Raw genomic sequence first — 23,280 nt, 5'->3', positions numbered from 1 at the left:
GGCGCGGATCAGCGCTTGCTGAACTGGGGCGCCTTGCGCGCCTTCTTCAGACCGGCCTTCTTGCGCTCGATGACACGCGCGTCGCGGGTCAGGAAGCCGGCCTTCTTCAGCGTCGGGCGGTTGGCCTCGACGTCGATGGCGTTGAGGGCGCGGGCCACACCGAGGCGCAGGGCGCCGGCCTGGCCGGTGATGCCGCCGCCGTGGATGCGGGCGATGACGTCGAAGCGACCCTCGAGCTGCAGGGTGGCGAACGGCTCGTTCACGACCTGCTGGTGCAGCTTGTTCGGGAAGTACGAGTCGAGCGTGCGGCCGTTGACGGTCCACACACCGGTGCCGGGCACGAGGCGGACGCGGGCGACGGCCTCCTTGCGACGGCCGGTCGCGTTGGCGGGGGCGATGGTCGCGGGACGCTCGGGGGCGTCGGCCGACGGGGCGCTCTCGGAGCTGTAGGCAACGCCGCGCTCGTCGGTCTCGAAGGTCTCCTCGACCTCGTTGGTGGTCTCAGCCACGGTAATCCTCACTCAGCTTTCTGCATGGACGTTGAAGGAGCCACGGCTCACTGGGAGATCTGGGTGATCTCGAACGGAACGGCCTTCTGGGCCTCGTGCGGGTGGGTCGGGCCGCTGTAGACCTTCAGCTTCTTCAGCATCTGACGGCCGAGCTTGTTCTTGGGGAGCATGCCCCACACGGCGTTCTCGATCGCCTTGCGGGCGTCCTTCTCGAGGAGCTCGCCGATCGGGGTGGCCGAGAGGCCGCCCGGGTAGCCGGAGTGGCGGTAGGCCATCTTGGTGGTCTTCTTGGTGCCCGACAGGGACACCTTCTCCGCGTTGATGACGACGACGAAGTCACCGGTGTCGACGTGCGGGGCGAAGATCGCCTTGTGCTTGCCGCGGAGCAGGTTCGCGGAAGTCACGGCGAGCTTGCCCAGGACGATGTCGGTGGCGTCGATGACGTGCCACTCCCGGGTGATGTCACCGGGCTTGGGGCTGTACGTGCGCACGGCTGATCTACTCTCATTCGTTCGTGGGGACCGCCAGGTGGAGCCTGGCGGGGGGTGGAGCTGCGGCTTCTGACGAACACGGCCCGGCTCGCCGCCGGTCGGGACCGGCTGGTGGCCTCCGGGACTGCACCTCGCCGGCAGCCGGCGACGGCTGTGACGGGGCGCGGCAGGAGTCGCGACCACTCAGGGTAGGCGTGCGCGGGCGACGGGGTCAAAACGCCCCGGGCGGGCACCGCGTGGCGCCCGGCGCTCACCCCCAGGGGTGGCCTCGCGACCCGGGTCGTGGACACCGGGTTCCCCGTGTCGCGAGACGACGGATACGTTAAGACGCGTGACTGATTCTCTGACCGTCCGTGACAACCGCACCGGACAGGAGTACGACGTCCCGATCCTCGACGGCACCATCAAGGCCGCCGACCTCGGGAAGATCAAGACCGCCGAGGACACCCCCGGCCTGGCCGTCTACGACCCGGGCTTCGTCAACACGGCGTCCTGCCGCAGCTCCGTCACCTACATCGACGGCGAGAAGGGCATCCTGGAGTACCGGGGCTACCCCATCGAGCAGCTGGCGGAGAAGTCGTCCTTCCTCGAGGTGGCCTACCTCCTGATCCACGGCGCCCTGCCGACCAAGGCGGAGTACGACGCGTGGGTGCACGAGATCACCTACCACACCTTCGTCCACGAGAACGTGAAGACCTTCATGCAGGGCTTCCGCTACGACGCCCACCCGATGGGCATGCTCATGGCCTCGGTGGGCGCGCTGTCGACCTTCTACCCCGACGCCCGCAACATCAGCGACGCCGACAACCGGCACATGCAGATCGTGCGCATGATCGCGAAGATGCCGACGCTGGGCGCCTGGTCGTTCCGCCACGCGCAGGGCAAGCCCTACGTCTACCCCGACAACGACCTCAGCTACACCGCCAACTTCCTCTCCATGCTCTTCAAGATGAGCGAGTCGAAGTACGAGGCCGACCCGCGCCTGGTCAAGGCCCTCGACGTGCTCTTCATCCTCCACGCCGACCACGAGCAGAACTGCTCGACCAACGCCGTGCGCTCGGTCGGCTCCTCGCAGGTCGACCCCTACTCCGCGGTCGCCGCGGGCGTCGGCGCCCTCTACGGCCCCCTGCACGGCGGCGCCAACGAGGCCGTGCTGCGCATGCTCAAGCGCATCGGGTCGAAGGAGAACATCCCGGCCTTCATCCAGGGCGTCAAGGACGGCAACGAGCGGCTGATGGGCTTCGGCCACCGGGTCTACAAGAACTTCGACCCCCGCGCCACGATCATCAAGAAGGCCTGCGACGACGTCTTCGAGGTCACCGGGGTCAACCCGCTCCTCGAGATCGCCAAGGAGCTGGAGAAGATCGCGCTCGAGGACGAGTACTTCATCAAGCGCAAGCTCTACCCCAACGTCGACTTCTACTCGGGGCTGATCTACGAGGCCTTCCAGTTCCCCCCGGAGATGTTCACCGTGCTCTTCGCGATCGGCCGCACCCCCGGCTGGCTGGCCCAGTGGCTCGAGCTGGTCCAGGACAAGGAGCAGAAGATCGCCCGGCCCAAGCAGATCTACACCGGCGACCGGACCCTCGACTTCGTCCCCGCCTCGGAGCGCTGGGCCTGACCTTGGCCCCCTCCCCCGCACGACCCACGACCCCCGCCGACCCGCCGGCGGGGGTCGTCTGGGACCTGGGCAACGTCATCGTCGACTGGGACGCCTCCGCGGCGATCGCGGCCGGCGTCGGCGCCGAGGAGGCCGCCCGCTTCCTGGCCGCCGACGACTTCGACTTCATGGCGTGGAACCACGGCTGCGACGCCGGCGGGTCCTGGGACGACGCCGAGGCCGCGGTGGCCGCCTCCCACCCGCACTGGGCCGAGCATGCCCGCTCCTACCGACGCCACTTCGCGGCCTCGCTGCGCGGCGAGGTGCCCGGCACCGCCGACCTGCTGCGCGAGCTGCACGCCGCCGAGGTGCCGATGTGGGGGCTGACCAACTGGTCCCACGAGCTCTACCCCCACGCACCGCGCCTCTTCGACGTGCTGGGCCTGCTCGAGGACGTCGTGGTGTCGGGCACCGAGGGCGTGGCCAAGCCCGACCCCCGGGTCTACCGGGTCGTCGAGCAGCGCGCCGGGCTGCCCCTCGAGCGCCTGGTCTTCGTCGACGACCGCGCCGACAACGTCGCGGCCGCGGACGCGCTGGGCATGCACGGGCTGGTCTTCACCGACGCCGACGCCCTGCGCGCCGACCTGCGCGCCCTGGGCCTGCCGCTGCGGCCGTGAGCGCGCCCGCGGTGCTGGTGCGCGTCGACGCCCTGTGGCGCCCCGGCCTCGACCGGGCCGAGCTGCGGGCCGCGGCCGAGGACCTCGCCGGACCGCTCACGCGGCTGTGCCCGCGCTGCGCCGGCACCGACCACGGCCGCCCCCGCACCGCCGGTGGCGCGCTGTCCCTGGCGTACGCCGCGGGCCTCGTGGTGCTGGCCCGCGCGGAGGGCACCGGGCTGCGGCTCGGTGTCGACGTGGAGCCCGACCCCGGTGTCGGCCCGACGCCGGCGGGGCTGGCCGACCGCGCCGCGTGGACGCGCGCCGAGGCGGTGCTCAAGGCCACCGGCGAGGGCCTGCGCCGTGACCCGGCCTCCGTGCGCGCCGACGAGGCCTGGACCACCGCCCTGCCGCTGCCGCCCGGCTGGGCCGGCACCCTCGCGGTGCTGCCCGCGCGGCCGGTCGAGGTCCGGTGGCGCGAGCACCGCTGAGCGCGGCCCGCGAGCCTCAGGCCGGCAGGTCGGGCAGGGCGGTCTCGTGGAGCCAGGGGTGCAGCAGCGCGGCGACGTCGTGGCCGGTGGCGGCGCCGGCGTGGGCCAGGAAGTCGTCGGTGACCACCGAGCCGCCCGCGTGCTCGGCCACCCAGGAGCGCAGCAGGGCGAAGAACGCCTCGTCGCCCACCGTCAGCCGCAGCGCGTGGAGGGTGAGCGCGCCGCGCTTGTAGACCCGGTCGTCGAACATCAGCTCCGGGCCCGGGTCGCTGAGCAGCAGGTCGTGGTCGAGCTCGGCCAGCCGGGCGTGGTGGTGGCGGGCGTGCTCGTCGGCGCTCTCGCCGCCGGACTCCTGCGACCACAGCCACTCGCTGTAGCAGGCGAAGCCCTCGTGCAGCCAGATGTCGCGCCACCGGCGCAGGGTGACGGCGTTGCCGAACCACTGGTGGGCCAGCTCGTGGGCGATGAGGCGGGTGGCGTCCCAGTCGCCGCGCACGAGGTTGCGCCCGAAGGTCGACAGGCTCTGGCTCTCCAGCGGGATCTCGAGGTCGTCGGCGGTGACGACCACGGCGTAGCCGTCGAAGGGGTAGGGCCCGAAGAGGCGCTCGAAGACCTCGACCATCTCGTGCTGGCGGCCGAAGGCGGCGACGTAGTCGTCCTCGTCGAGGTCCTCGGGCGCGACCACCCGCAGCGGGGTGCCCGAGGCCGGGCGCCCCAGGAGCTGCCAGTCGGTGTAGCGCCCGATCTGGGCCGTGGCCAGGTAGGTGGCCATCGGCTCGGACTGCTCGAAGACCCACGTCTCGCTCGACCCGCCCCGGCGGTGCTCGCGCAGCACGCCGTTGGCGACGACGTGGTAGCCCGCGGTGACACGGAAGGTCATCCGGTAGGACGCCTTGTCGTCGGGGCGGTCGTTGCAGGGGAACCAGGTCGGCGACCCGTGCGGCTGGGCCGCCACGATGACGCCGTCGGTCAGCTCCTCCCAGCCGGCGTCGCCGAGGTGGCGCTCGACCACGGGCCGCGGGCTGCCGGAGTAGCGCACGACCACGGTGAGCAGGGTGTCGGGGGCGACCTCGTCGTCGAGGGTCAGCACGACCCGGCCCGAGCGGGCGGAGTGCTTGGCCAGCCGCGCACCGGTGACACGGACCTTGTCGACGCGCAGGTGGGCCAGGTCGAGCACGAGCCGCCGGGTCGCCTCGAGCACCCTCACCGAGAGCGTGGCCTGGCCGGTGAGCCGGTTGCCCTCGACGGCGTAGGTCAGGTCGAGGTCGTAGTGGCGCACGGCGTAGGCGGGGTCGCCGTGGCCGGGCAGGTAGTCGTCGGCGGTCGGCAGGCCCCTCACGAGGAGGCCTCGCCGGCGGCCCACGGGCCGATCGGGTTGCCGATCCAGATCGTCTTGTCGGGCACCGACTCACCCCTCATCACCAAGGACACCGGGCCGACCGTAGCGTGCCGGCCGATGCTGGCCGCGGGCAGGATCACCGAGTTGGGCCCGAGCGTGCCGCCCCGGCGCACCCGCACCCGGTCGGTCGCCAGCAGCCGGTCGTGGAAGAGGTGGGTCTGCACCACGCTGCCCTGGTTGACCGTGGCCCCGTCGCCGAGCTCGACCAGGTCGGCCTCGGGCAGCCAGTAGGTCTCGCACCACACCCCGCGGCCCACGGTGGAGCCCATCGAGCGGAACCACGCGGTGAGCAGGGGCGTGCCCGTGGCCAGCCGGGCGAACCACGGCGCGGCCACCACCTCCACGAAGGTGTCGGCCAGCTCGTTGCGCCACACGAAGGAGCTCCACAGCGGGTGGGTGCCGCTGCGGTGGCGGCCCACCAGCAGCCACTTCGTCGCGGTGGCGAGCGCGGCCGCCACGAGGCCCCCGGCCACCAGCAGCGGCACCAGGGCGAGGACGACCACCACGAGGACCGCCGCTCCCCCGCTCGGGCCCGTGACCGCGTCGGCCGCGGCGAGGGCGAGGAGCCCGACCACCGCGTGGAGCAGCACCGCGCAGGCCAGCGGCACCACGCGCGCCGCCTCCCACAGGGCGCGCGCGACCCGCAGCCGGGTCGGCGGGGCGTAGGTGCGGGCGTCGTCGCCCGCGCCCGTCGTACGCCGCAGGGCCGCGGGCGGGCTGCCCAGCCACGACTCCCCCGCGCGCGCGGTCTTGCGGTTGGGCGCGGCCGAGAGCACCGCGACCAGCGCCCGCTTGGGCACCTTGCGACCCGGGGCGGCCATGCCCGAGTTGCCGACGAAGGCCCGCTTGCCGATCTTGACCCGCTCGACGCGCAGCCAGCCCCCGCCGAGCTCGTAGCCGCCGATGAGGGTGTCGTCGGCGAGGAAGGCCAGGTCGTTGACGGTGGTCAGCGCCGGCACCATCAGCACCGTGGAGGCCTCGACGTCGGCGCCGACGCGGGCGCCGAGCAGGCGCAGCCAGGCCGGGGTGAGCGTCGAGGAGTAGAGCGGGAAGAGCCACGTGCGGGCCTCGTCGAGCACCCGCACCGTGGCCCACACGCCGAGGGCGGGGCGGCTGCGCACGGGGTAGACCCCCGGGCTCAGCCCGAGCGCCGCCAGGCGCACCACGCCCAGCACGAGCGCGGCCAGCACGAGCAGACCCACCAGCGTGCCCGGCACCAGCCAGGGCAGCAGCGCGCCGAGCAGGTCGAGGGGTCCGGTGCCGGTGCCGGTGCCGGGGTCGGCGGACAGGTCGGCGCCCAGCAGCGCCACCAGGGCACCGGCCCCGACGGCCAGCGCCGGGAGCAGGCCGAGCGCGACCGCCACGGCGGCGTAGGCCACGACCCAGGCCGCCGAGCTCGCCGGGCGCTCCGACCAGGGCCCGCGCGCAGCGCCCGAGACCCGGGTGGCCGGGGCCCCGGACCAGAACTCCCCGTCGGGCACGACACCGACGACGGCGGAGCCCGGCGCGACCTCGGCGTCGTCGCCGACGCGGGCGCCGGGGCAGAGCATCGAGCGGGTGCCGACGCGGGCACGCCGGCCCACCCTCACCTCGCCGAGGTGGAGCACGTCGCCGTCGACCCAGTAGCCGGTGAGGTCGACCTCCGGCTCCACCGAGCAGCCGGCGCCCAGGCGCAGGAAGCCGGTGACCGGCGGCACCGAGTGCAGGTCGGCGTGGCGGCCCACGCGGGCGCCGAGCAGCCGGGCGTACCACGTGATGAGCGGGGCGCCGCTGAGCGCGGTGGCCCCGAGCTGGTCGACCATGCGCTCGGCGGCCCAGACCCGCAGGTGCACCTTGCCGCCGCGCGGGTAGTCGCCCGGGGTGATGCCGCGCAGCCAGAGCCGCGCCGCGCCGGCGGCCAGCACCATCCGGCCCGGAGGCGTCAGCACCAGCAGGGCGGCCAGGCCCAGCAGCCACCACGGGGCGGTGGGGAGCCCCCCGACGTCGAGCAGGTCGTGGACCAGGGTGCTGGCGGCGAGCAGCCACACGGCCCACCGCGGCGCGGCCAGCGCCCGCAGCGCCACGACCGCCGCCACCTGCCCGGCCTGGGTCTTGAGCGGGATCGGAGGCACCAGCCGGTCCTGGGCGTTGTCGACGCCGGCGTCCATCGAGTCGACGAAGTCGGCCAGCCCGCCCAGCGTCGGGTGGTCGTAGACGTCGCCGACCGCGACGTCGGGGTGCTCGCGGCGCAGCAGCGTGACGACCTGCGCGGCGGTGAGGCTGCCGCCGCCGACGTCGAAGAAGTCCTCCTCGCGCCGGGTGACCGAGGCGCCGAGCACCTCGTTCCACAGCTCGGCGATCCGCGCGGCGGTGCCGGTGAGCCCCGACTCCTGCGGCGACGCGGCGCTGAGCGGCCACGGCAGGGCGTCGCGGTCGACCTTGCCCGAGGTGCGGGTGGGGATGTCGTCGACGACGGCCAGGCGCGGCACGAGCGCCGCCGGCAGGTCGCGGCGCAGCGCGGCCACCGCCGCGGCCGCGTCGTAGCGCTCGTCGACGGTGACGTAGCCGACCAGCAGCTGGTTGCCCGTGCGGGAGCGGCGTACGGCGGCCGCCGCCCCGACGACCCCGGGCAGGGCGAGCAGCGCCGAGTCGACCTCGCCGAGCTCGATGCGGCGACCGCCGAGCTTGACCTGGTCGTCGGCGCGGCCGCCGAAGAGCAGGCCGGCCGGGTCGTGGACCACGAGGTCGCCCGAGCGGTAGGCCCGCTCCCAGCCCAGCGTCGGCATCGGGGCGTACTTCTCGGCGTCCTTGACCGGGTCGAGGTACCGGGCCAGCCCGACGCCGCCGATGATCAGCTCGCCGGTCTCCCCCACCGGCACCTCGCGGCCCTCGGCGTCGACGACGGCGAGGTCCCAGCCGTCGAGCGGCAGCCCGATCCGCACCGGCCCCTCGGCGCCGACGAGGGCGCCGCAGGCCACCACGGTGGCCTCGGTGGGGCCGTAGGTGTTCCACACCTCCCGGCCCTCGCGGGCCAGCCGGGCGGCCAGTTCCGGCGGCAGCGCCTCGCCGCCGAGGATGACCATGCGCACGCGCTCGAGGGCCTCGTCGGGCCAGAGGCTGACCAGGGTGGGCACGGTGGAGACGAGGGTGATGCGGTTGGCGGCCAGCCACGGCCCGACGTCCATGCCGCTCTTGACCAGCGCACGGGGCGCGGGCACGAGCGTGCCGCCGTAGCGCCAGGCCAGCCACATCTCCTCGCAGCTGGCGTCGAAGGCGACGCTGAGCCCGGCCATCACCCGGTCGTGCGGGCCGATCGGGTCGTCCTGGAGGAACATCCGCGACTCGGCGTCGACGAAGGCCGCCGCGTTGCGGTGGCTCACGGCCACGCCCTTGGGGGTGCCGGTGGACCCGGAGGTGAAGATGACCCAGGCGTCGTCGTCGTGAGCCGGGTCCTCGCGCTCGCGGGGTGCGCCCGCGCGGCGCGCCTCGATCGCCAGGTCGGCGCCCACGACGGCGGCGACGTCGGCCTCGCCGAAGACCAGCCGGGCCCGCTCGTCGGGGTCGTCGGCGTCGACGGGCACGTAGGCCGCGCCCACGAGCAGGGTGGCCATGATCGCGATGTAGAGGTCGGTCGTGCCGCTGGGCAGGCGGACCCCGACCCTGTCGCCGCGGCCCACGCCGAGCGAGGCCAGCTCGTCGGCCACCTCGTCGGCGGCCTCGGCGAACTCGAGGTAGGTCAGCTGCTCCGCGCCGCTGTCGAGGGCCGTGGCGTCCGGGAAGGTCGCCACCGTGGTGCGGAAGACGTCGACCAGGGTCCGGGGGGCGGGCGCCGCCGCGCCGCGGCGCAGCGCGCTCGTCGGGGCGGTGCTCGTCGTGTCGCTCACGGGGCGGAGGGTGTCGCAGCCAGGTGAACGGCCGGTGTCGCGACCGAGGGCTGGGCGCCCGCGGGCCGGCGTGCGCGGGCCGGGCGAGCGCGGGCCGGACCGGTCGGTCAGTTGACCGCCCGGTCGCGACCCTCCCAGTAGGGAGCGCGCAGCGAGCGCTTGAGGATCTTGCCCGTGGGGTTGCGCGGGAGCAGGTCGAGGATGTCCACCGACTTGGGGCACTTGAAGTGCGCGAGGTGCTCGCGGCAGTGGGCGATGAGCTCCTCCGGCGTCGCCGAGGCGCCCTCCCTGAGCGAGACGACGGCCTTGACCGCCTCGCCCCAGGTGTCGTCGGGCACCCCGATGATGGCGACCTCCATCACCGCGGGGTGCTCGGCCAGCACGCGCTCGATCTCGGGGCTGTAGATGTTCTCCCCGCCCGAGATGATCATGTCCTTGAGCCGGTCCTCGACGAAGACGTAGCCACCGTCGTCGACCCGGCCCATGTCGCCGGTGCGGAACCAGCCGTCGGCCGTGACGACCTCGGCGGTGGCCTCGGGCTTGTTCAGGAAGCCCTTCATCAGCTGCGGCGTGCGCAGCCAGATCTCGCCGTGCTCGCCCACCGGGAGGTCCTCCAGCGTGGCCGGGTCGACGATGCGCACCTCGACGTCGGGCACCGGGCGCCCCGCCGAGACCAGCCGCTCCGGGTGCTCGGGGTCGCGGTGGTCCTCGGGCATGAGGTGGGTGGCGACGCCCGCGACCTCGGTGAGGCCGTAGACCTGGATGAAGTCGGTGTCGGGCCAGGCCTGCATCGCCGCGCGCAGCAGCGGGGGCGGCATCGGCGCCGCGCCGTAGGTGTAGGTGCGCAGCGCGCCGAAGAGCTTGACCGCGTCGGGGCCTGCCTGCAGGACCTGGGCGAGCACGGCGGGCACGAGGAAGGTGCGGTTGGCGCCGGCCATGATCGCCCCGGCCAGGGAGGCGCCGTCGGGCTCGCGGGTCATCACGCTGGGGATGCCGTCGTGGATGCCGAAGAGCACGTAGGACGAGCCGCCGACGTGGAAGAGCGGCATGGCCACCATGGACTTGTCACCGGGCTCGAACTCCCAGCCGTCGTGGGCGTTGACGGTGTGGGCGACCATGTTGGCGTGGGTCAGCATGACCCCCTTGGGGCGCCCGGTCGTGCCGGAGGAGTAGAGCACCAGGCAGGTGTCGTCGGGCGTGACGGCCGGGTCGCGGTCGACCGGGGTGGCGGCGGCCAGCATGGCCTCGTAGGCGTCGCCCTCGGCCCCGTCGGTGGTCACCTCGACGACGTGCTCCACGCCGGTCAGCCGCTCGCGCACCCGCTCGAGCATCGGCGCCAGCTCGGAGCCCACCACGACGACCTTGGCCCCCGAGTCGTTGACGGCGTAGTCGACCTCGTCGGGTGCCAGGCGCCAGTTGACGACGGCGTTGGCCGCACCCAGCATCGCGGCGGCGAGGGAGACCTCGACGCAGGCCGGGTGGTTCTTGTCGAGGAAGGCCACGACGTCGCCGCGACCGACCCCGAGCCCGCGCAGCGCCCCCGCGGCGCGGCGCACCCGGTCGTGCCACTGCGCCCACGTCCAGGTGCGGCCGAGGTAGGTCATGCACTCGCCGTCGGGGTCCACCGACGCCCAGTGGGCCAGCCGGTCGTCGACGAAGACGGCCGTGGGGGCGGGGCGGGAGGACGTGGTCTCGGGCGTCGCCGTGGCACTCATGGCCCAGATTGTGACCGAGAGCACAGTCAGCCACAAGGGTCCGTCCCGCACCGGCTTCTTCCCCCGCCAACAGGGCCGTCTCAGCCTGGTCACAGGGTGGCTGAGCACAGTCGTCACCATGAACGACTTCCCTCGCGACGAGCAGCCCGCCGGCCCCACCCGCTCCGACCAGCCGGCCTGGCCCGCCCCGGCCGGCCCGCCGCCGCCCCCGCCGTACGCCGGGTCGACGGCCGTGGCCGAGCGGCCGCGGCGTGGGCGCACCGTGTTCGCGGCGGGCCTGCTCACCGCCGCGCTCGTCGTGGGCGGCGGCGCCGGGGTCGGCGGTGCGGCGGTCTGGTCCTCGCTCAGCGACGACGCCACGGGCGGGTCGGCGTCCGGGGCCTCGACGGCGAGCACCACCTCGCAGGTCGTCGACACCCCCGAGGACCCCGGCGAGCAGGGCACGGTGCAGCAGGTGGCCCAGGAGGTGCTGCCCTCGGTGGTCAAGATCGAGGTGCAGGGTGCCCAGGAGTCCGGCTCCGGCTCCGGCATCGTGCTCTCCTCCGACGGCCAGATCCTCACCAACAACCACGTGGTCGAGGTGGCCGGCGACTCGGGCACCATCCAGGTCGACTTCAACGACGGTTCGACGGCCCTCGCCGAGATCGTCGGCACCGACCCGCTCACCGACACCGCCGTGATCCAGGCCCAGGACGTCAGCGGCCTGACCCCCGCCACCATCGGCTCCTCCGACGACCTCCAGGTCGGACAGGGCGTCGTGGCCATCGGCTCGCCCTACGGCCTCGACGCCACCGTCACCAGCGGCATCGTGAGCGCGCTGGACCGCCCGGTCGACGTCGGCTCCGACAGCGAGGGCAACACCACCGCCTACCCCGCCGTGCAGACCGACGCGGCCATCAACCCCGGCAACAGCGGCGGCCCGCTGGTCGACATGTACGGCCACGTCGTCGGCATCAACTCCTCCATCCGCACCGCCGGCAACGGCTCGACCTCGCCCTTCGGCGAGACCGCCGAGGGCGGCTCGATCGGCCTCGGGTTCGCGATCCCGATCGACGAGGTCATGCCGATCGTGGAGCAGATGGTCGACGGCGAGACGCCCACCCACGCGCGGCTCGGCATCACCGTGAGCGACGTGCGCGCCGAGGGTGGCTCGACCGCGGCCGTCGTCGACGGCGCCCAGGTGCAGGAGATCGGCGACGGCTCGACCGCCGGCGACGCGGGACTGCAGGCCGGCGACGTGATCACCCGCATCGACGACACCGCGATCTCGGGCTCCGACTCGCTCATCGCCACCATCCGCTCCTACCGCCCCGGCGACACCGTCACCGTGACCTACGTGCGCGACGGCGAGGAGCAGACCACCGACCTCGAGCTCGACTCCGACGCCACCACCTCCTGACCCCGGCGCGACCGGAGGACGGTCACCACGGGGTCAGTCGTCACGAGGGAGTCGGCGCTGGAAGGCGCCGGCTCCCTCGGCCGCGTGGAAGCCCAGGGCGTCGTTGACCGCCACCATCGGTGCGTTGACGTCGGCGTTCCAGGTCAGCACGCGGCGCACGGAGGGGTCGGTGGACTGCAGGAGCCGCAGGTTGGCCGTCTTGACCGCCAGCCCGAGCCGGTGGCCCCGGTGCTCCCGCCGCACCAGGGTGCCCCACTGGAAGGCCCGGCCCGGCTCGTGACGGCCGGTGACCAGGTCGGTGTAGGCCACCACCTCGCCGTCGGCGTCGAGCGCGACGGTGCCGATCCTCGTGCGGCCCTGACGGCGCTGCACCTCCTCGGCCTCGCGCACCCCGGCGGGGTCGGCGGTCTCGGGCTCGCGGTCGAGGTCGCCGGTCGGGGCGTCGGACTCCACGCTGGCGCTCGCCTCGGCCCACCCCCGCAGCAGCTCCTGGGGCACGGGACCCACGAAGGAGCGCAGGGCGTAGCCGTCGTGGTGCGAGGCGGCCCGCGCGGCCAGTCCGGCGAGGAGCTCGGGGTCGACGGGCAGCTCGAGCGTGCGCAGCACCTCCACCAGCCCGAGCTCGAAGCCGTGGCGGCGCAGGAACGCCGGCCCCGCTTCGGCGGCCCCGTGGTCCGGCGCCCCCGCGGGCCACCAGGTCCGGGCCTGCACGACGTCGCGCCCTCGCTCGCGCGCGACCCCGAGCAGGTGCTCGAGCACCGCGGAGCCGTGGCCGCGGCGCTGGTGCGCCGGCGCGGTGCCCACCTCGACCTCGGCGGTGTCGCGGTTGTCGCGCAGGCTCGCACCGATCCACCCCGCGGCCACCACCTGGTCGCCCACCACCCCGGCGTAGGCGCTCGCGCGCCGGGTCCGGCTCGCGCCCTCCACCTGACCCTGCAGCTGCAGGCGCAGCTCCTCGCGCCTCCACGGCGTCGCGAGCTCCTCGTGCCCGTGGCGCTGGGCGGCCTCGTAGGTCGCGTGCCACGGGTCGAAGGACCCCGGGTCGAAGGGGTCGACCTCCACCACCGTCAGCGCGCCCGCCGCCGCGCCCTCGCTCACCGGGCGCGCTCCACGCGTCCCTCGTCCCACACCGGCCCGTCGGACTCGTAGACGTCGCCGTCGGCGCCGTAGACCAGGAACCGGTCGAAGCCGCGCGCGAACCAGCGGTCGTGGGTGACGGCCAGCACCGTGCCCTCGAAGGCCTCCAGCCCCTCCTCCAGCGCCTCGGCCGACTGCACGTCGAGGTTGTCGGTGGGCTCGTCGAGCAGCAGCAGCGTGGCGCCGGAGAGCTCGAGCAGCAGGATCTGGAAGCGGGCCTGCTGCCCGCCGGAGAGCGACTCGAAGCGCTGCTCCGCGGCGTGGGCCAGCTCGTAGCGGTCGAGCACCCGGGCGGCCTGCTCGCGCCCCATGCCCGCGCGGCGCTCGTCACCGCGGTGCAGCACCTCCACGAGCGTGCGCCCGACCAGCTCGGGATGGTCGTGGGTCTGCACGAACCAGCCCGGCCGCACGCGCGCACCCAGGCGGGCCAGCCCCCGGTGGCGCACGGGCTCGATGACCACGTCGCCCACCGGGCGGTGCTCGACGTCGGGGTCGGTGCCGCCCGCGGCCAGCAGGCGCAGGAAGTGCGACTTGCCCGAGCCGTTGGAGCCGAGCACGGCCACGCGCTCGCCGTACCAGACCTCCAGGTCGAAGGGGCGCATCAGGCCGGAGAGCTCCAGGCCCTCGCAGACCACGGCCCGCTTGCCGGTGCGACCACCCTTGAGCCGCATGGTGACCTGCTGCTCGCGGGGCTGGTCGGCCGGCGGCCCGGCCTCCTCGAACTTGCGCAGCCGGGTCTGTGCCGCGCGGTACTGCGAGGCCAGGCCGTCGTTGTACTCCGCCTTGATCTTGTAGCGCAGCACGAGCGCCTTGAGCTTGGCGTGCTCCTCGTCCCAGCGGCGGCGCAGCTCCTCGAAGCGCAGGAACCGGTCCTTGCGTGCCTGGTGGTAGGAGGAGAAGCCCCCCGGGTGGGTCCACACCGTGTTGCCGGCGGCGCCCAGCTCGACGGTCACGACGCGGGTGGCGGTGTTGTCGAGCAGCTCGCGGTCGTGGCTGATCATGAGGATCGTCTTGTCGGACTCGCGGATGCGCTGCTCGAGCCAGATCTTGCCCGGCACGTCGAGGTAGTTGTCGGGCTCGTCGAGCAGCAGCACCTGGTCGGGCCCGCGCATTAGCAGCTCGAGCACGAGGCGCTTCTGCTCCCCGCCGGAGAGGGTCGCGAGCTCGCGGTACTTCGCGCGGTCGAAGGGCACGGCCAGCGCCGCGGTGGTGCAGACGTCCCAGGTGACCTCGGCGTCGTAGCCCCCGGCGTCGGCGTACTCCCCCAGCGCCGTGGCGTAGGCCATCTGCGTGGCCTCGTCGTCGCTCTCCATCAGCGCCAGCTCGAGGCGGTCGACCTCGGCGGCGGCCGCGCGCACGCGGGGGCTCGACACGCTGAGCAGCAGGTCGGCCACCGTGGGGGCCTCGCCGAGGTCCTTGCCGACCATCTGGCGCATCACGCCGAGACCGCCGGAGCGGGTCACGACCCCGGCGTGGGGCACCAGGTCGCCGGTGATGAGGCGCAGCAGCGTCGTCTTGCCCGCGCCGTTGGCGCCGACGAGCGCGACCTTGGCCCCCTCGCCCACCCGGAACGACACGTCGTCGAGCAGCACCCGCCCGTCCGGCAGCTCGTAGCGCACCCCGGCGACATCCACGTGACCCACGACGAGCCATTGTCCGGCACACGCGGCCGCGGGGCACCTTCTTTAGCGCCCGGCCTCGTGCCCCCCGGCCTCGCGCCCCCCGGCCTCGTGCCCCCTGACCTCGTGGTGCAGCCGCTCCATCGTCGCGTCGAGGGCGTAGGAGGTCTCGGCGGCCTCGGCGAGACCGTCCAGGAGCTCCCGCGGCACGTCCTGGCGGTACTTGTAGAAGATCTTGTGCTCCAGGCTGGCCCAGAAGTCCATCGCGATGGTGCGGAACTGCACCTCGACGACCACCGGCACCGGGCCCCCGGAGAGGAACACCGGCACCTCGAGCAGCGCGTGCAGCGAGCGGTAGCCGTTGGCCTTGGGCGTGGTGATGTAGTCGCGCACCTCCAGCACGGTCAGGTCGCGGTGCTCGGCCAGCAGGTCGGAGACCCGGCGCACGTCGGAGAGGAAGCTGCAGGTCACGCGGACGCCGGCGACGTCGGTGACCGTGCGCCGGATCGAGTCCAGGGACCCGTCGTCGCACCCCTTGCGGCGCATCTTCTCGGCCAGGCTGGCCGGCGACTTGAGCCGGGAGGAGACGTTCTCGATGGGGTTGTAGTCGTGCAGGTGGGCGAACTCGTCGCGCAGGATCTCGAGCTTGGTGACGATCTCCTCCATGCCGAACTTGTACTCCAGCATGAACCGGCGGAAGTCCTGACCGGGCTCGCCCAGCAGCTCCTCCCACGACTCCGCGACCATGGCGGTCACTCTAGGGCGCCCGCCTGTGACGGCTCTCAGGCTCCGGCCCGGGCTCAGGCCCCGGCGTCCCGGGCGTACGCCGACGCGGCGGCGTGCACGGCGTCGACGTACTCGCGCGAGGGGTTGTAGGTCAGCACCGCCGCCTCCCAGGACCCCAGGGCGGAGAGGTCCTCGCCCGCCGCGCACAGGTAGCGCGCCGCCCCGAGCGTGGCGTCGTCGAGGTCGCGGGGGTCGGCTGCGCCGTCGCCGTCGCCGTCGGCCCCCCACGGCTCCCACGTGGTCGGCAGGAACTGCATCGGCCCCACGGCGTGCTCCCACACGGCGTCGCCGTGCCAGCGCGCCGACCCGCCGGTGGCGCGGATGGCCGCGAACTCGCCCGACCCGTCGAGCGCCGGGCCGAGGATCGTGCTCGAGGAGCGCCCGTCGGCGCCGAGAGTGCGACCGCCGAGCGTGCCGTGCTGCGACTCCACCCAGCCGATGCCGGCCAGGGTGGTCCAGCCGACCCGGCAGCCGGGGTCGGAGAGCTGGGCGTCGGCGTAGGCGCGCAGGGCGGGCACCGGGATGCCGGTGGCCCGCGCCGTGCGGGTCAGCCAGCGCTGCTCGACGAGCTGCCCGGCCGAGCGGGCACGCTCCGGCGGGGTGGGCGCGGCGACGTAGTCGGCGCCCGGCGTCAGGTCGAGCACCCGCTCGGGGGCGTAGAGGCGCGAGGCGGCGAGGGCGAGCAGGCACACGACGGCGAGCAGTCCCGCCAGTCGCACCACCGCCCGGGGCGGGCGGCTCACCCGCGACGGCGGCGCGCGAGGGCGCAGCCGGGCACGGGGAGGTTCACGGGACCATCATGGACCGACTCGGCCCCGACGGCGCTCAGCACCCGCCGGGACGCCGCCGACCGGTCAGGCCGGGCCCGCCTCGTCGTCGAGCTCGGCGAGGCTGCGCAGGAGGCAGAACTCGTTGCCCTCGGGATCGGCCAGCACGACCCACCCGCTGCCCGGGCCGTGGATGCCCCGACGGTCGGCGACGACCGTGGCGCCGTGGGCGAGCAGCGTCCCCAGCTCCGCCTCGCGGGTGGCCGAGCGGGGGCGCAGGTCGAGGTGCAACCGGTTCTTGACCCGGCGGACGTCGGGCACCTCGATGAAGAGCAGCCGGTGCCCGCTGCCGGGGTCGCGGATCATGCACTCCTCGTGGCCGGGCAGGTTGGGGTCGCCCTCGAGGTCGACGTAACCCAGCACGGGCTTCCACCACTCGGAGAGGGCGTACGCGTCGGCGCAGTCGACGCTGGTGTGGGAGACGAAGGCGGTCACCCGCCCAGGATGGCAGCCGCCGTCTCAGTCGGCGAGCGAGATGCCGGCGCCGTGCAGCAGCGAGACGAGTCGCTCGTGGCCCTCGGCGATGGTCCAGTGCACCCCGCGCAGGCCGACCCCGCACGCGGACGCGACGTTGTCGGCGCGGTCGTCGACGAAGACCACGTCGTCGGGGTCGGCACCGATCATCGCGACCGCCCGCTCGAAGTAGGCCGGGTCGGGCTTGGCCACGCCGAGGTCGCAGGAGTAGACGCTGACGTCGAAGCGCTCGTCGTAGCCCAGCACCGTGCGCATGTGGGCGGCACGGTGGGCCTCCTGGTTGGTGCCCAGGTGGACGCCGTGGCCCGCGGCGCGGACCCGCTCCACCACGGCCCACGAGGCGGCGTCGGGCTCGGTGGCCAACCAGATGGCGGCGTGGAGGTCGCGGGCGGGCACGTCGACGCCGTGGCGCTCCAGGACGCCTGCGAGGTCGGCGAGGAAGTCGCTGCGCCCGACCAGCGCCTCGCGCTCCACCGCCACGGCCTCGCGCAGCAGGGCCTCGGAGGCCTCGTCGCGCTCACCCAGCCAGGGCGCGGCGGCGCGCTCCCAGCCGCCCGGCAGCGACTGGAGGACGCCGTCGGCGTCCCACAGGACGTGCTGCGGCCTCACTCGGTGCCGTGGGCGGCGATGAAGGCCAGGATCCGCTCGGACAGCTCGGGGCGGCACACGACGACGTCGGGCAGGTAGACGTCGTCCTGGTTGTAGACCAGCGGGCTGCCGTCGACGCGGGAGGTGAACAGCCCCGCGGCCCGCGCCACGGCGACCGGGGCGGCGGAGTCCCACTCGTACTGCCCGCCGGCGTGGACGTAGGCGTCGGCCACGTCGCGCACGACCGACATCATCTTCACCCCGGCCGAGCCCATCGGCACGAGCTCGGCGCCGATCTCCTCGGCCAGGGCCTGCACGAAGGCCGGCGGGCGGCTGCGCGAGACCGCGATGCGGGGCCGCTCGGAGCTCGAGGCGGGCACGGCGGGGGCCTCGCCGGTGGTGAAGGTCTCCCCCAGCACGGGCTGGGCGACCGCGCCGGCGGTCAGGTCGCCGCCGTCGGCGGAGCGCTCCCACAGGGCCACGTGCACGGCCCAGTCGTCGCGCGGGGGCTCGGAGAACTCGCGGGTGCCGTCGAGCGGGTCGACGATCCAGACCCGGTCGGCCTCGAGGCGGGCCTTGTCGTCCTTGCCCTCCTCGGAGAGCACGGCGTCGCCGGGGCGCAGCTCGGCGAGCAGGCCCATCAGCAGCTCGTGGGCCGCCCGGTCGCCGGCGTCCTTGAGCTCGCGGCCCTCAAGGCCCTCCTGGCGGACCTGGAGGAGGCGGCGTCCCGCCACCTCGGCCAGCCAGGTGGCGAGCACGTGGTCGTCGGTGGCGGAGGCGGCGGGCGGGGTACCGGGGTCGAAGGTCACGGCCGCGACCCTACCGGGGCCCGCCTCAGGAGTTGAACCGCTGCTGGGTGCGCTCGAGGCCCTCGGTGACCAGGCTCTCGACCGCGTCGGCGGCCAGGTCGACGCCGAAGGGCAGGACCTTGCGCTCCGCGGTCGAGTAGTTCGACAGCACGAAGTCGGCGACGTCCTGGCGGCCCGGGGGCCGGCCGATCCCGACCCGCACGCGGTGGAAGTCGCCGGTGCCCAGCGAGGAGCGCATCGACTTCAGGCCGTTGTGGCCGTTGTCGCCACCGCCCAGCTTGACCCGCATCGTGTCGAAGGCGATGTCGAGCTCGTCGTGGACGGCCACGATGCGCGCCGGAGCGACCTTGTAGAAGGACGCGAGCGCCTTGACCGGGCCGCCCACCTCGTTCATGTAGGAGCGCGGCCGGGCGAGCACGACGCGCGGCGCCGGGGTGCCGGGCGCACCGAGTCGTCCCTCGACGACGTCGGCGCGCCCGGTCTTGTGCGCCCGGAAGGACGCACCCATGCGACGGGCCAGCTCGTCGTTGACGAGGTAGCCGATGTTGTGGCGGTGACCGGAGTACGTCGGGCCGGGGTTGCCCAGCCCGACGACCAGCCAGACCTCGGAGGTCTCGCTCACTCCTCGGAGGAGGAGTCCTCGGAGCCCTCGGCGGAGTCGCCCTCGGCGGCCTCGGCCTCGGCCTGCTCCTCGTCGGACTCCTCGCGCTCGATGCCGGCCTCGGCCTCGGCCTCCTCCAGCTCGGCCTCGAGGGCCTCGGCGCTGATCTGCTCGGTGACGTTGACGACCAGCGTCTCGCCGTCGAGGAGCAGGGTCGAGCCCGAGGGGAGGGTGAGCTCGGAGGCGAGGATCTGGGTGCCGGCGGGCAGGCCCTCCACGGAGACCTCGATGGTCTCGGGGATGTTGGTGGCCTCGGCCTCGAGCTCGATCTCGGTGGTGTCGGTGACGACCAGGGTGTCGGGGCCGGCCTCGCCGACGATGGTGACGGGCACCTGCACGGTGACCTTCTCGCCCTTGGTGACGGCGACGAAGTCGATGTGCTCGAGGTGGCGCTTGATCGGGTCGATCTGCACCTCGCGGGTGAGCGCGAGCTGGGTCTTGCCGTCGATCGAGAGCTCGAGCAGCGCGTTGGCGCCGCCGTGCTTGAGCGCCATCATGGTCTCGTGGCCCGGCAGCGTGATGTGCTGGGGGTCCATGCCGTGGCCGTAGACGACGGCGGGGACCTTGTCCTCGCGGCGGATGCGGCGGGCGGCGCCCTTGCCGAACTCGGTGCGGGACTCGGCGGTGATCTTCTCGGCAGACATGCTGCTTCTCCTGTGCGGTCGGCTCGTGCGGTGTGGAGGTGGTGCGTGCGTGTGGTCGCCCGGAGGACGGGACCGAGACGCACAGCACGGCGCGATGAGGCAGCCGACCGCGTCGATCACGGAGGTCTGTCTCCAGACCGTCCCTCGCCGAGGCAACCGCAGCAGTCTAGCCCGGCTCCCGGCCACCCACGAATCGCGCCGCGGCGTCGACGGCGTCGACGAGGTCGTCGAGGTCGGTGCGCACGGGCGTCGCGTCCGTCCGCGGCGGGTCGGGCACGGGCCGGCCCAGCCCCCACCAGTCCAGCGGCTGCACGTGCACCACGGCGGTGACCGCCGCAGCGCCCGGGGGCTGACCGCCCACCCAGGCCAGCTGCACGGCCACCTCGTCGCGGGCCTCCCCGGCGCCCGCGCCGGCGACGAGGGCGCGACCCGGCACCGCGGCCGGGAGGGCCGCGGCCGCGGTCGTGCCGAGCAGGTCGAGGCTGCCCTCCTCGTCGAGGCGCAGCGCGACGCGACGCGTCACCACCGAGCGCACCGCAGCGGGCACCGCGCGGGGTCGACCGGTCGCCGCCAGCAGGTGCAGCCGGGGGTCGCGGCCGGCCAGCCAGGCCAGCGCCTCGGCCGTGCCGGGCGAGGCCGACTCCAGCAGGTCGAGGTCGTCGACCACCACGAGGACCTCCCGGGCGGTGCGCAGGGCGGCCTCCGCGGCGCGCACCGGGCCCTCCCCCGCGGCGACGTCGGCGGGTCGCGCGTGCGGGAGCCCGGCCAGCGCCGCGAGTCCGGCGAGCGGCGCCCGCCCGGGTGCGGCGGCTCCCCCGTCGACGAGCACGACGGCGAGGGCGTCGGGTGAGCGGGAGAGCGTCGCGGCGCCCGCCATCGTCAGCAGCGCCGCGGTGCGCCCCGTGCCGGGGAGCCCGGCCACGACCGTGTGGGCGCCGGGTGCCAGCGGGTCGAGGTCCACCGGGCCGTCGCCGCCGACCCCGACCGGCACCGCGCCGGCGGCGTCGCCCCGGTCGTGCTCGTCCCACGCCCGGGCCAGGGCGGCCTCGCCGAGGGCGTCGGCGGGCAGCAGGTCGCGCAGGCGCACCCGCTCGGGCAGGAGCGGGCCCGTGACCGGGTCGAGCACCGGCGAGAGGCGCCGGGCGGCGCGGTCGACCAGCGCCGGGGCCACGCCCTCCAGGCGCACGCGCGGCAGCCGCTCCTGGCCGCTGCGGGCCAGGGCGGCGTACGACGGCTGGGCCGCGTCGACGAGCAGGGTCGCCGAGCAGCGCTCGGGGAGGTCGGCCTCGCGCTCGTCGACACAGACGGCGTGGACACCGACGGACGGTCCGTCGCGCAGCAGCTCGGTCAGCGCGGCCGACCCGCCCGGGGCGTCGGCGAGGGCGCGGTGGCCGTGGACGACCACGACGTGGGCCGCCCCGCGCTCACCGGCACGGCGCCGGCGCACGGTCGCCAGCAGGTCGCCGAGGCGGGCCTGGTGGCCGCTGGGGTCGCCCCCCACCCGCGCCGCCCCGCTCGCGGGACCGGCGGGCCGCAGGTGCGGCAGCCACCGCAGCCACGACCAGGCCTCGTCGGCGCGGGTGCTCAGCACGGTGAGGCCGAGGTCGCCGGGAGCGTGGGCGGCGCACAGCTGCAGCAGCAGCCAGCGCAGCACGGCGTCGCCGACGGCGCCGGGACCGGCCACCCCGAGCACCGGGGTCCCGCGCAGGGACACCGCCACCGGCACGTCGCGCAGCCAGGGCCGGTCGGCGGGGGTGCCGCCGCGCAGCTCCATGCCGGCCGGTCGCGGGCCGGTGCCCACGCGCAGCACGAGGAAGTCGTCGTCCTCGGGACGCCGCTCCCACAGCCGCCGACCGTGCTGCAGCACCGTGGCCACCGTGCTCGCCGGGTCGGGCAGCAGCCCGCGGGCCTCCTTCTGCTCCTGCAGCACGGCCTCGCGCAGCAGCCGCCGCACGTCGTCGCCGAGGTCGCTGGGCCCGGCGCGCCCTCCCCGCCACCCCCGGCCCCGCGGGGCCGGGGGGAGGTCGATGACGAGCGGGTGGGCGGCGCCCCGCACGCGCGGGGGCCGCTGGAGCCTGAGCCAGCCGGGCGCGGCCGGCTCGGTCAGGGCGGCCGCCGCCGCACCGACGCGCAGCTCGCACAGCGAGTCGCCCACCTCCAGCGACTCGCCCTGGCGCCACGACACGGGCACCTGTGGTGGGCAGGCCCGTCCGTCGATGGCGGTGCCGTTGCTCGAGCCCAGGTCGGTCACGGTGACGGCCACCGAGGTGACCCCCACCCGGCAGTGGCGCCGCGAGAGCGAGTGGTCGGCCCAGGAGAGCGCGCCGCTGCGGCCGATCTCGTGCGTGCCCGCCGGCAGCGGGAGGACCGCGCCGCTGTCGGGCCCGCTCACGACGTGCAGCTGGAGACCGCGGCCCAGCCGGGGAGGCGAGACGTCGGCGCCGAGGAAGCCGATCCGGCTGCCGTCGAGGAGGCCGAGGTCGGCGACGGTGCCGCGTCCGGTGGGGATGCCACCGTCGAGCGTGGTGGGTCCCCCGCGCGGCACGACCATGGGTGCGTCGGGGGCCCCGGCGAGGGCGCGCAGCCGACGCTCGAGCTCGGCGGCGGGGCCGGACTCGTCGCAGTCGACGAGCACGTCGAGGGCCCGCGCGGGGGTCTGCAGCGTGACGGTGACGCGCACGGGGCGGGTCAGCTCCCGCGCGACTCGACGCTGAAGCGGGCCCGGGGGCTCACCCTCAGCTCCCCGACCTGGGCCCGCAGGAAGCACGGCCCGGTGAAGGAGGCCACCACGGTGAGCCCGTCGCCGGAGAAGCGCAGCGCGCTGCAGCCCTCCAGCTCGACGCCGTCGAGGCCGCCGGCCACCGCGGTCAGCACGCCGGTGGCCGAGCCCGTCACGGGGGCGGCCAGGAGCGGCCGGGCCAGGTCGGGCTCGCCTCCCCACAGCGGGTAGAGCGTGTACTGCACCGGCGCGCCGCCGGCGGTGCGCAGGTCGACGCGGGGCGCGACGTCGACCTCGACGCCGCGCAGCCGCTGCACCGGGTAGGCGTCGTCGCTGGTCTGGCGGGCCAGAGCGGTCTCCCCCGCCTCGGCCGCGCCCTCGAGCCAGCCCTGGAGCTCCTCCTCGCTGTCGACGCCCAGCTCCAGCGGCAGTCGCGCGGTCACGGCCACCTCACCGCGCGCGGGCACCTGCCCGACGTCGACGGCCCAGCCGCAGTCGGCCAGCACGCCGGTGTCGGCGACGTTGTTGGCGCGCGCCTGCGCGCCCGACCAGGAGATCGACCCGGGGCACTCGCCGCCGTCGGCGGCCGGCAGCACCTCGAGGAAGGGCCCCGTGAGCGGCGAGCCGCCCGCGGAGTAGGTCACGGTGAGCTCCACGGTGGAGGAGGCCGGGTCGTAGCTGGCCTCGCGGTCGATGCTCAGCCCCGTCGGCAGCGGGTCGCCGTCGAGGGAGGCCTCGGCGGCCACGCCGACGGGCACCTCCGGTGCGTCGCCGCCGCCGTCGTCGGCGCCCGCGGTGACGACGCCCAGGGTCACGGCCGCCGCCGCGGCGAGCGCCACCTGGCCCTGGCCGAGGGGCGCGTGGCGTGCGTGGTCGGAGAAGTTGGCCTCGCC

Annotated in this window: 19 protein-coding genes and 1 pseudogene; 4 read left to right on the top strand and 16 right to left on the bottom strand. The window is 74.8% G+C overall.

Features of this window, described 5'->3' with window-relative positions; genetic code table 11:
* Positions 1-8 precede the first annotated feature (8 nt).
* A complete protein-coding gene (rpsI, locus tag LPA27_RS04980; protein WP_082500184.1) occupies positions 9-509 on the bottom strand; it encodes a 30S ribosomal protein S9 in 501 nt (166 codons plus the stop codon).
* 47 nt (positions 510-556) lie between these two features.
* A complete protein-coding gene (gene rplM / locus LPA27_RS04975; protein ID WP_056863804.1) occupies positions 557-1,000 on the bottom strand; it encodes a 50S ribosomal protein L13 in 444 nt (147 codons plus the stop codon).
* A gap of 331 nt (positions 1,001-1,331) precedes the next feature.
* Between rplM and LPA27_RS04970 the strand changes: the two genes are divergently transcribed.
* From LPA27_RS04970 to LPA27_RS04960, 3 genes are read left to right on the top strand one after another with little or no spacing between them, the layout of a single operon-like run.
* The gene (locus LPA27_RS04970) at positions 1,332-2,621 is read left to right on the top strand and encodes a citrate synthase (RefSeq protein ID WP_056863803.1); all 1,290 of its coding nucleotides are present in this window, start codon (positions 1,332-1,334) and stop codon (positions 2,619-2,621) included.
* A gap of 2 nt (positions 2,622-2,623) precedes the next feature.
* Positions 2,624-3,277 (top strand): HAD family hydrolase, encoded by a 654-nt coding sequence (locus LPA27_RS04965; protein WP_228941721.1) that lies wholly within the window; start codon positions 2,624-2,626, stop codon positions 3,275-3,277.
* Positions 3,274-3,747: a hypothetical protein gene (locus LPA27_RS04960; protein WP_228941720.1), complete on the top strand. Its 474-nt coding sequence runs from the start codon at positions 3,274-3,276 to the stop codon at positions 3,745-3,747. Before LPA27_RS04965 ends, LPA27_RS04960 begins: the two co-directional genes overlap by 4 nt.
* Positions 3,748-3,763: 16 nt before the next feature.
* On the opposite strand, the gene LPA27_RS04955 is transcribed toward LPA27_RS04960, so the two are convergent.
* The 3 genes from LPA27_RS04955 to LPA27_RS04945 form a co-directional block, all read right to left on the bottom strand.
* On the bottom strand, positions 3,764-5,086 hold the full coding sequence (locus tag LPA27_RS04955) for a M1 family metallopeptidase (protein ID WP_056904238.1): 1,323 nt from the start codon (positions 5,084-5,086) through the stop codon (positions 3,764-3,766).
* Positions 5,083-9,009: a Pls/PosA family non-ribosomal peptide synthetase gene (locus LPA27_RS04950; protein WP_228941719.1), complete on the bottom strand. Its 3,927-nt coding sequence runs from the start codon at positions 9,007-9,009 to the stop codon at positions 5,083-5,085. The genes LPA27_RS04955 and LPA27_RS04950 overlap by 4 nt, the downstream gene beginning before the upstream one ends.
* 107 nt (positions 9,010-9,116) lie before the next feature.
* Positions 9,117-10,724 (bottom strand): long-chain-fatty-acid--CoA ligase, encoded by a 1,608-nt coding sequence (locus tag LPA27_RS04945; RefSeq protein ID WP_228941718.1) that lies wholly within the window; start codon positions 10,722-10,724, stop codon positions 9,117-9,119.
* A gap of 118 nt (positions 10,725-10,842) precedes the next feature.
* Here LPA27_RS04945 and LPA27_RS04940 point away from each other — a divergent pair, with 118 nt between their 5' ends.
* Positions 10,843-12,123, top strand: coding sequence for a S1C family serine protease (locus tag LPA27_RS04940; RefSeq protein ID WP_228941717.1), 1,281 nt, complete (start codon positions 10,843-10,845; stop codon positions 12,121-12,123).
* Between the two features lie 33 nt (positions 12,124-12,156).
* Here LPA27_RS04940 and LPA27_RS04935 read toward each other — a convergent pair whose 3' ends face one another.
* The 11 genes and pseudogenes from LPA27_RS04935 to LPA27_RS04885 all read right to left on the bottom strand — a co-directional run.
* Positions 12,157-13,221 (bottom strand): GNAT family N-acetyltransferase, encoded by a 1,065-nt coding sequence (locus LPA27_RS04935; protein WP_056863797.1) that lies wholly within the window; start codon positions 13,219-13,221, stop codon positions 12,157-12,159.
* Positions 13,218-14,903, bottom strand: a complete 1,686-nt coding sequence (locus LPA27_RS04930; protein ID WP_228941716.1) for an ABC-F family ATP-binding cassette domain-containing protein — start codon at positions 14,901-14,903, stop codon at positions 13,218-13,220. Before LPA27_RS04930 ends, LPA27_RS04935 begins: the two co-directional genes overlap by 4 nt.
* A gap of 42 nt (positions 14,904-14,945) precedes the next feature.
* Positions 14,946-15,626, bottom strand: coding sequence for a GTP pyrophosphokinase (locus LPA27_RS04925; RefSeq protein WP_228941715.1), 681 nt, complete (start codon positions 15,624-15,626; stop codon positions 14,946-14,948).
* A gap of 53 nt (positions 15,627-15,679) precedes the next feature.
* Positions 15,680-16,408, bottom strand: a complete 729-nt coding sequence (locus tag LPA27_RS04920; RefSeq protein WP_228941714.1) for a lytic murein transglycosylase — start codon at positions 16,406-16,408, stop codon at positions 15,680-15,682.
* 111 nt (positions 16,409-16,519) lie between these two features.
* Entirely contained in the window at positions 16,520-16,927 is a 408-nt protein-coding gene (locus LPA27_RS04915) for a VOC family protein (protein WP_056863794.1), read from the bottom strand.
* A 24-nt stretch (positions 16,928-16,951) separates the two neighbouring features.
* On the bottom strand, positions 16,952-17,575 hold the full coding sequence (locus tag LPA27_RS04910) for an HAD family hydrolase (protein WP_228941713.1): 624 nt from the start codon (positions 17,573-17,575) through the stop codon (positions 16,952-16,954).
* On the bottom strand, positions 17,572-18,363 hold the full coding sequence (locus LPA27_RS04905) for a 3'(2'),5'-bisphosphate nucleotidase CysQ (protein ID WP_056863792.1): 792 nt from the start codon (positions 18,361-18,363) through the stop codon (positions 17,572-17,574). Before LPA27_RS04905 ends, LPA27_RS04910 begins: the two co-directional genes overlap by 4 nt.
* A gap of 25 nt (positions 18,364-18,388) precedes the next feature.
* Complete coding sequence (gene pth, locus LPA27_RS04900) at positions 18,389-18,985, bottom strand: aminoacyl-tRNA hydrolase (RefSeq protein ID WP_228941712.1); 597 nt, start codon at positions 18,983-18,985, stop codon at positions 18,389-18,391.
* Entirely contained in the window at positions 18,982-19,668 is a 687-nt protein-coding gene (locus LPA27_RS04895) for a 50S ribosomal protein L25/general stress protein Ctc (protein ID WP_056863790.1), read from the bottom strand. Before LPA27_RS04895 ends, pth begins: the two co-directional genes overlap by 4 nt.
* A 166-nt stretch (positions 19,669-19,834) precedes the next feature.
* Entirely contained in the window at positions 19,835-22,348 is a 2,514-nt protein-coding gene (locus LPA27_RS04890; RefSeq protein WP_228941711.1) for an FHA domain-containing protein, read from the bottom strand.
* Between the two features lie 8 nt (positions 22,349-22,356).
* Positions 22,357-23,280, bottom strand: a pseudogene (locus LPA27_RS04885) (hypothetical protein); the annotation flags it as partial.

The sequence above is a fragment of the Nocardioides sp. Leaf374 genome (assembly GCF_916862475.1).
Taxonomy (GTDB): domain Bacteria; phylum Actinomycetota; class Actinomycetes; order Propionibacteriales; family Nocardioidaceae; genus Nocardioides; species Nocardioides kribbensis.
Note: the sequence above shows the minus strand (reverse complement) of the source record. Positions and strands in the feature narration are given on the sequence as shown.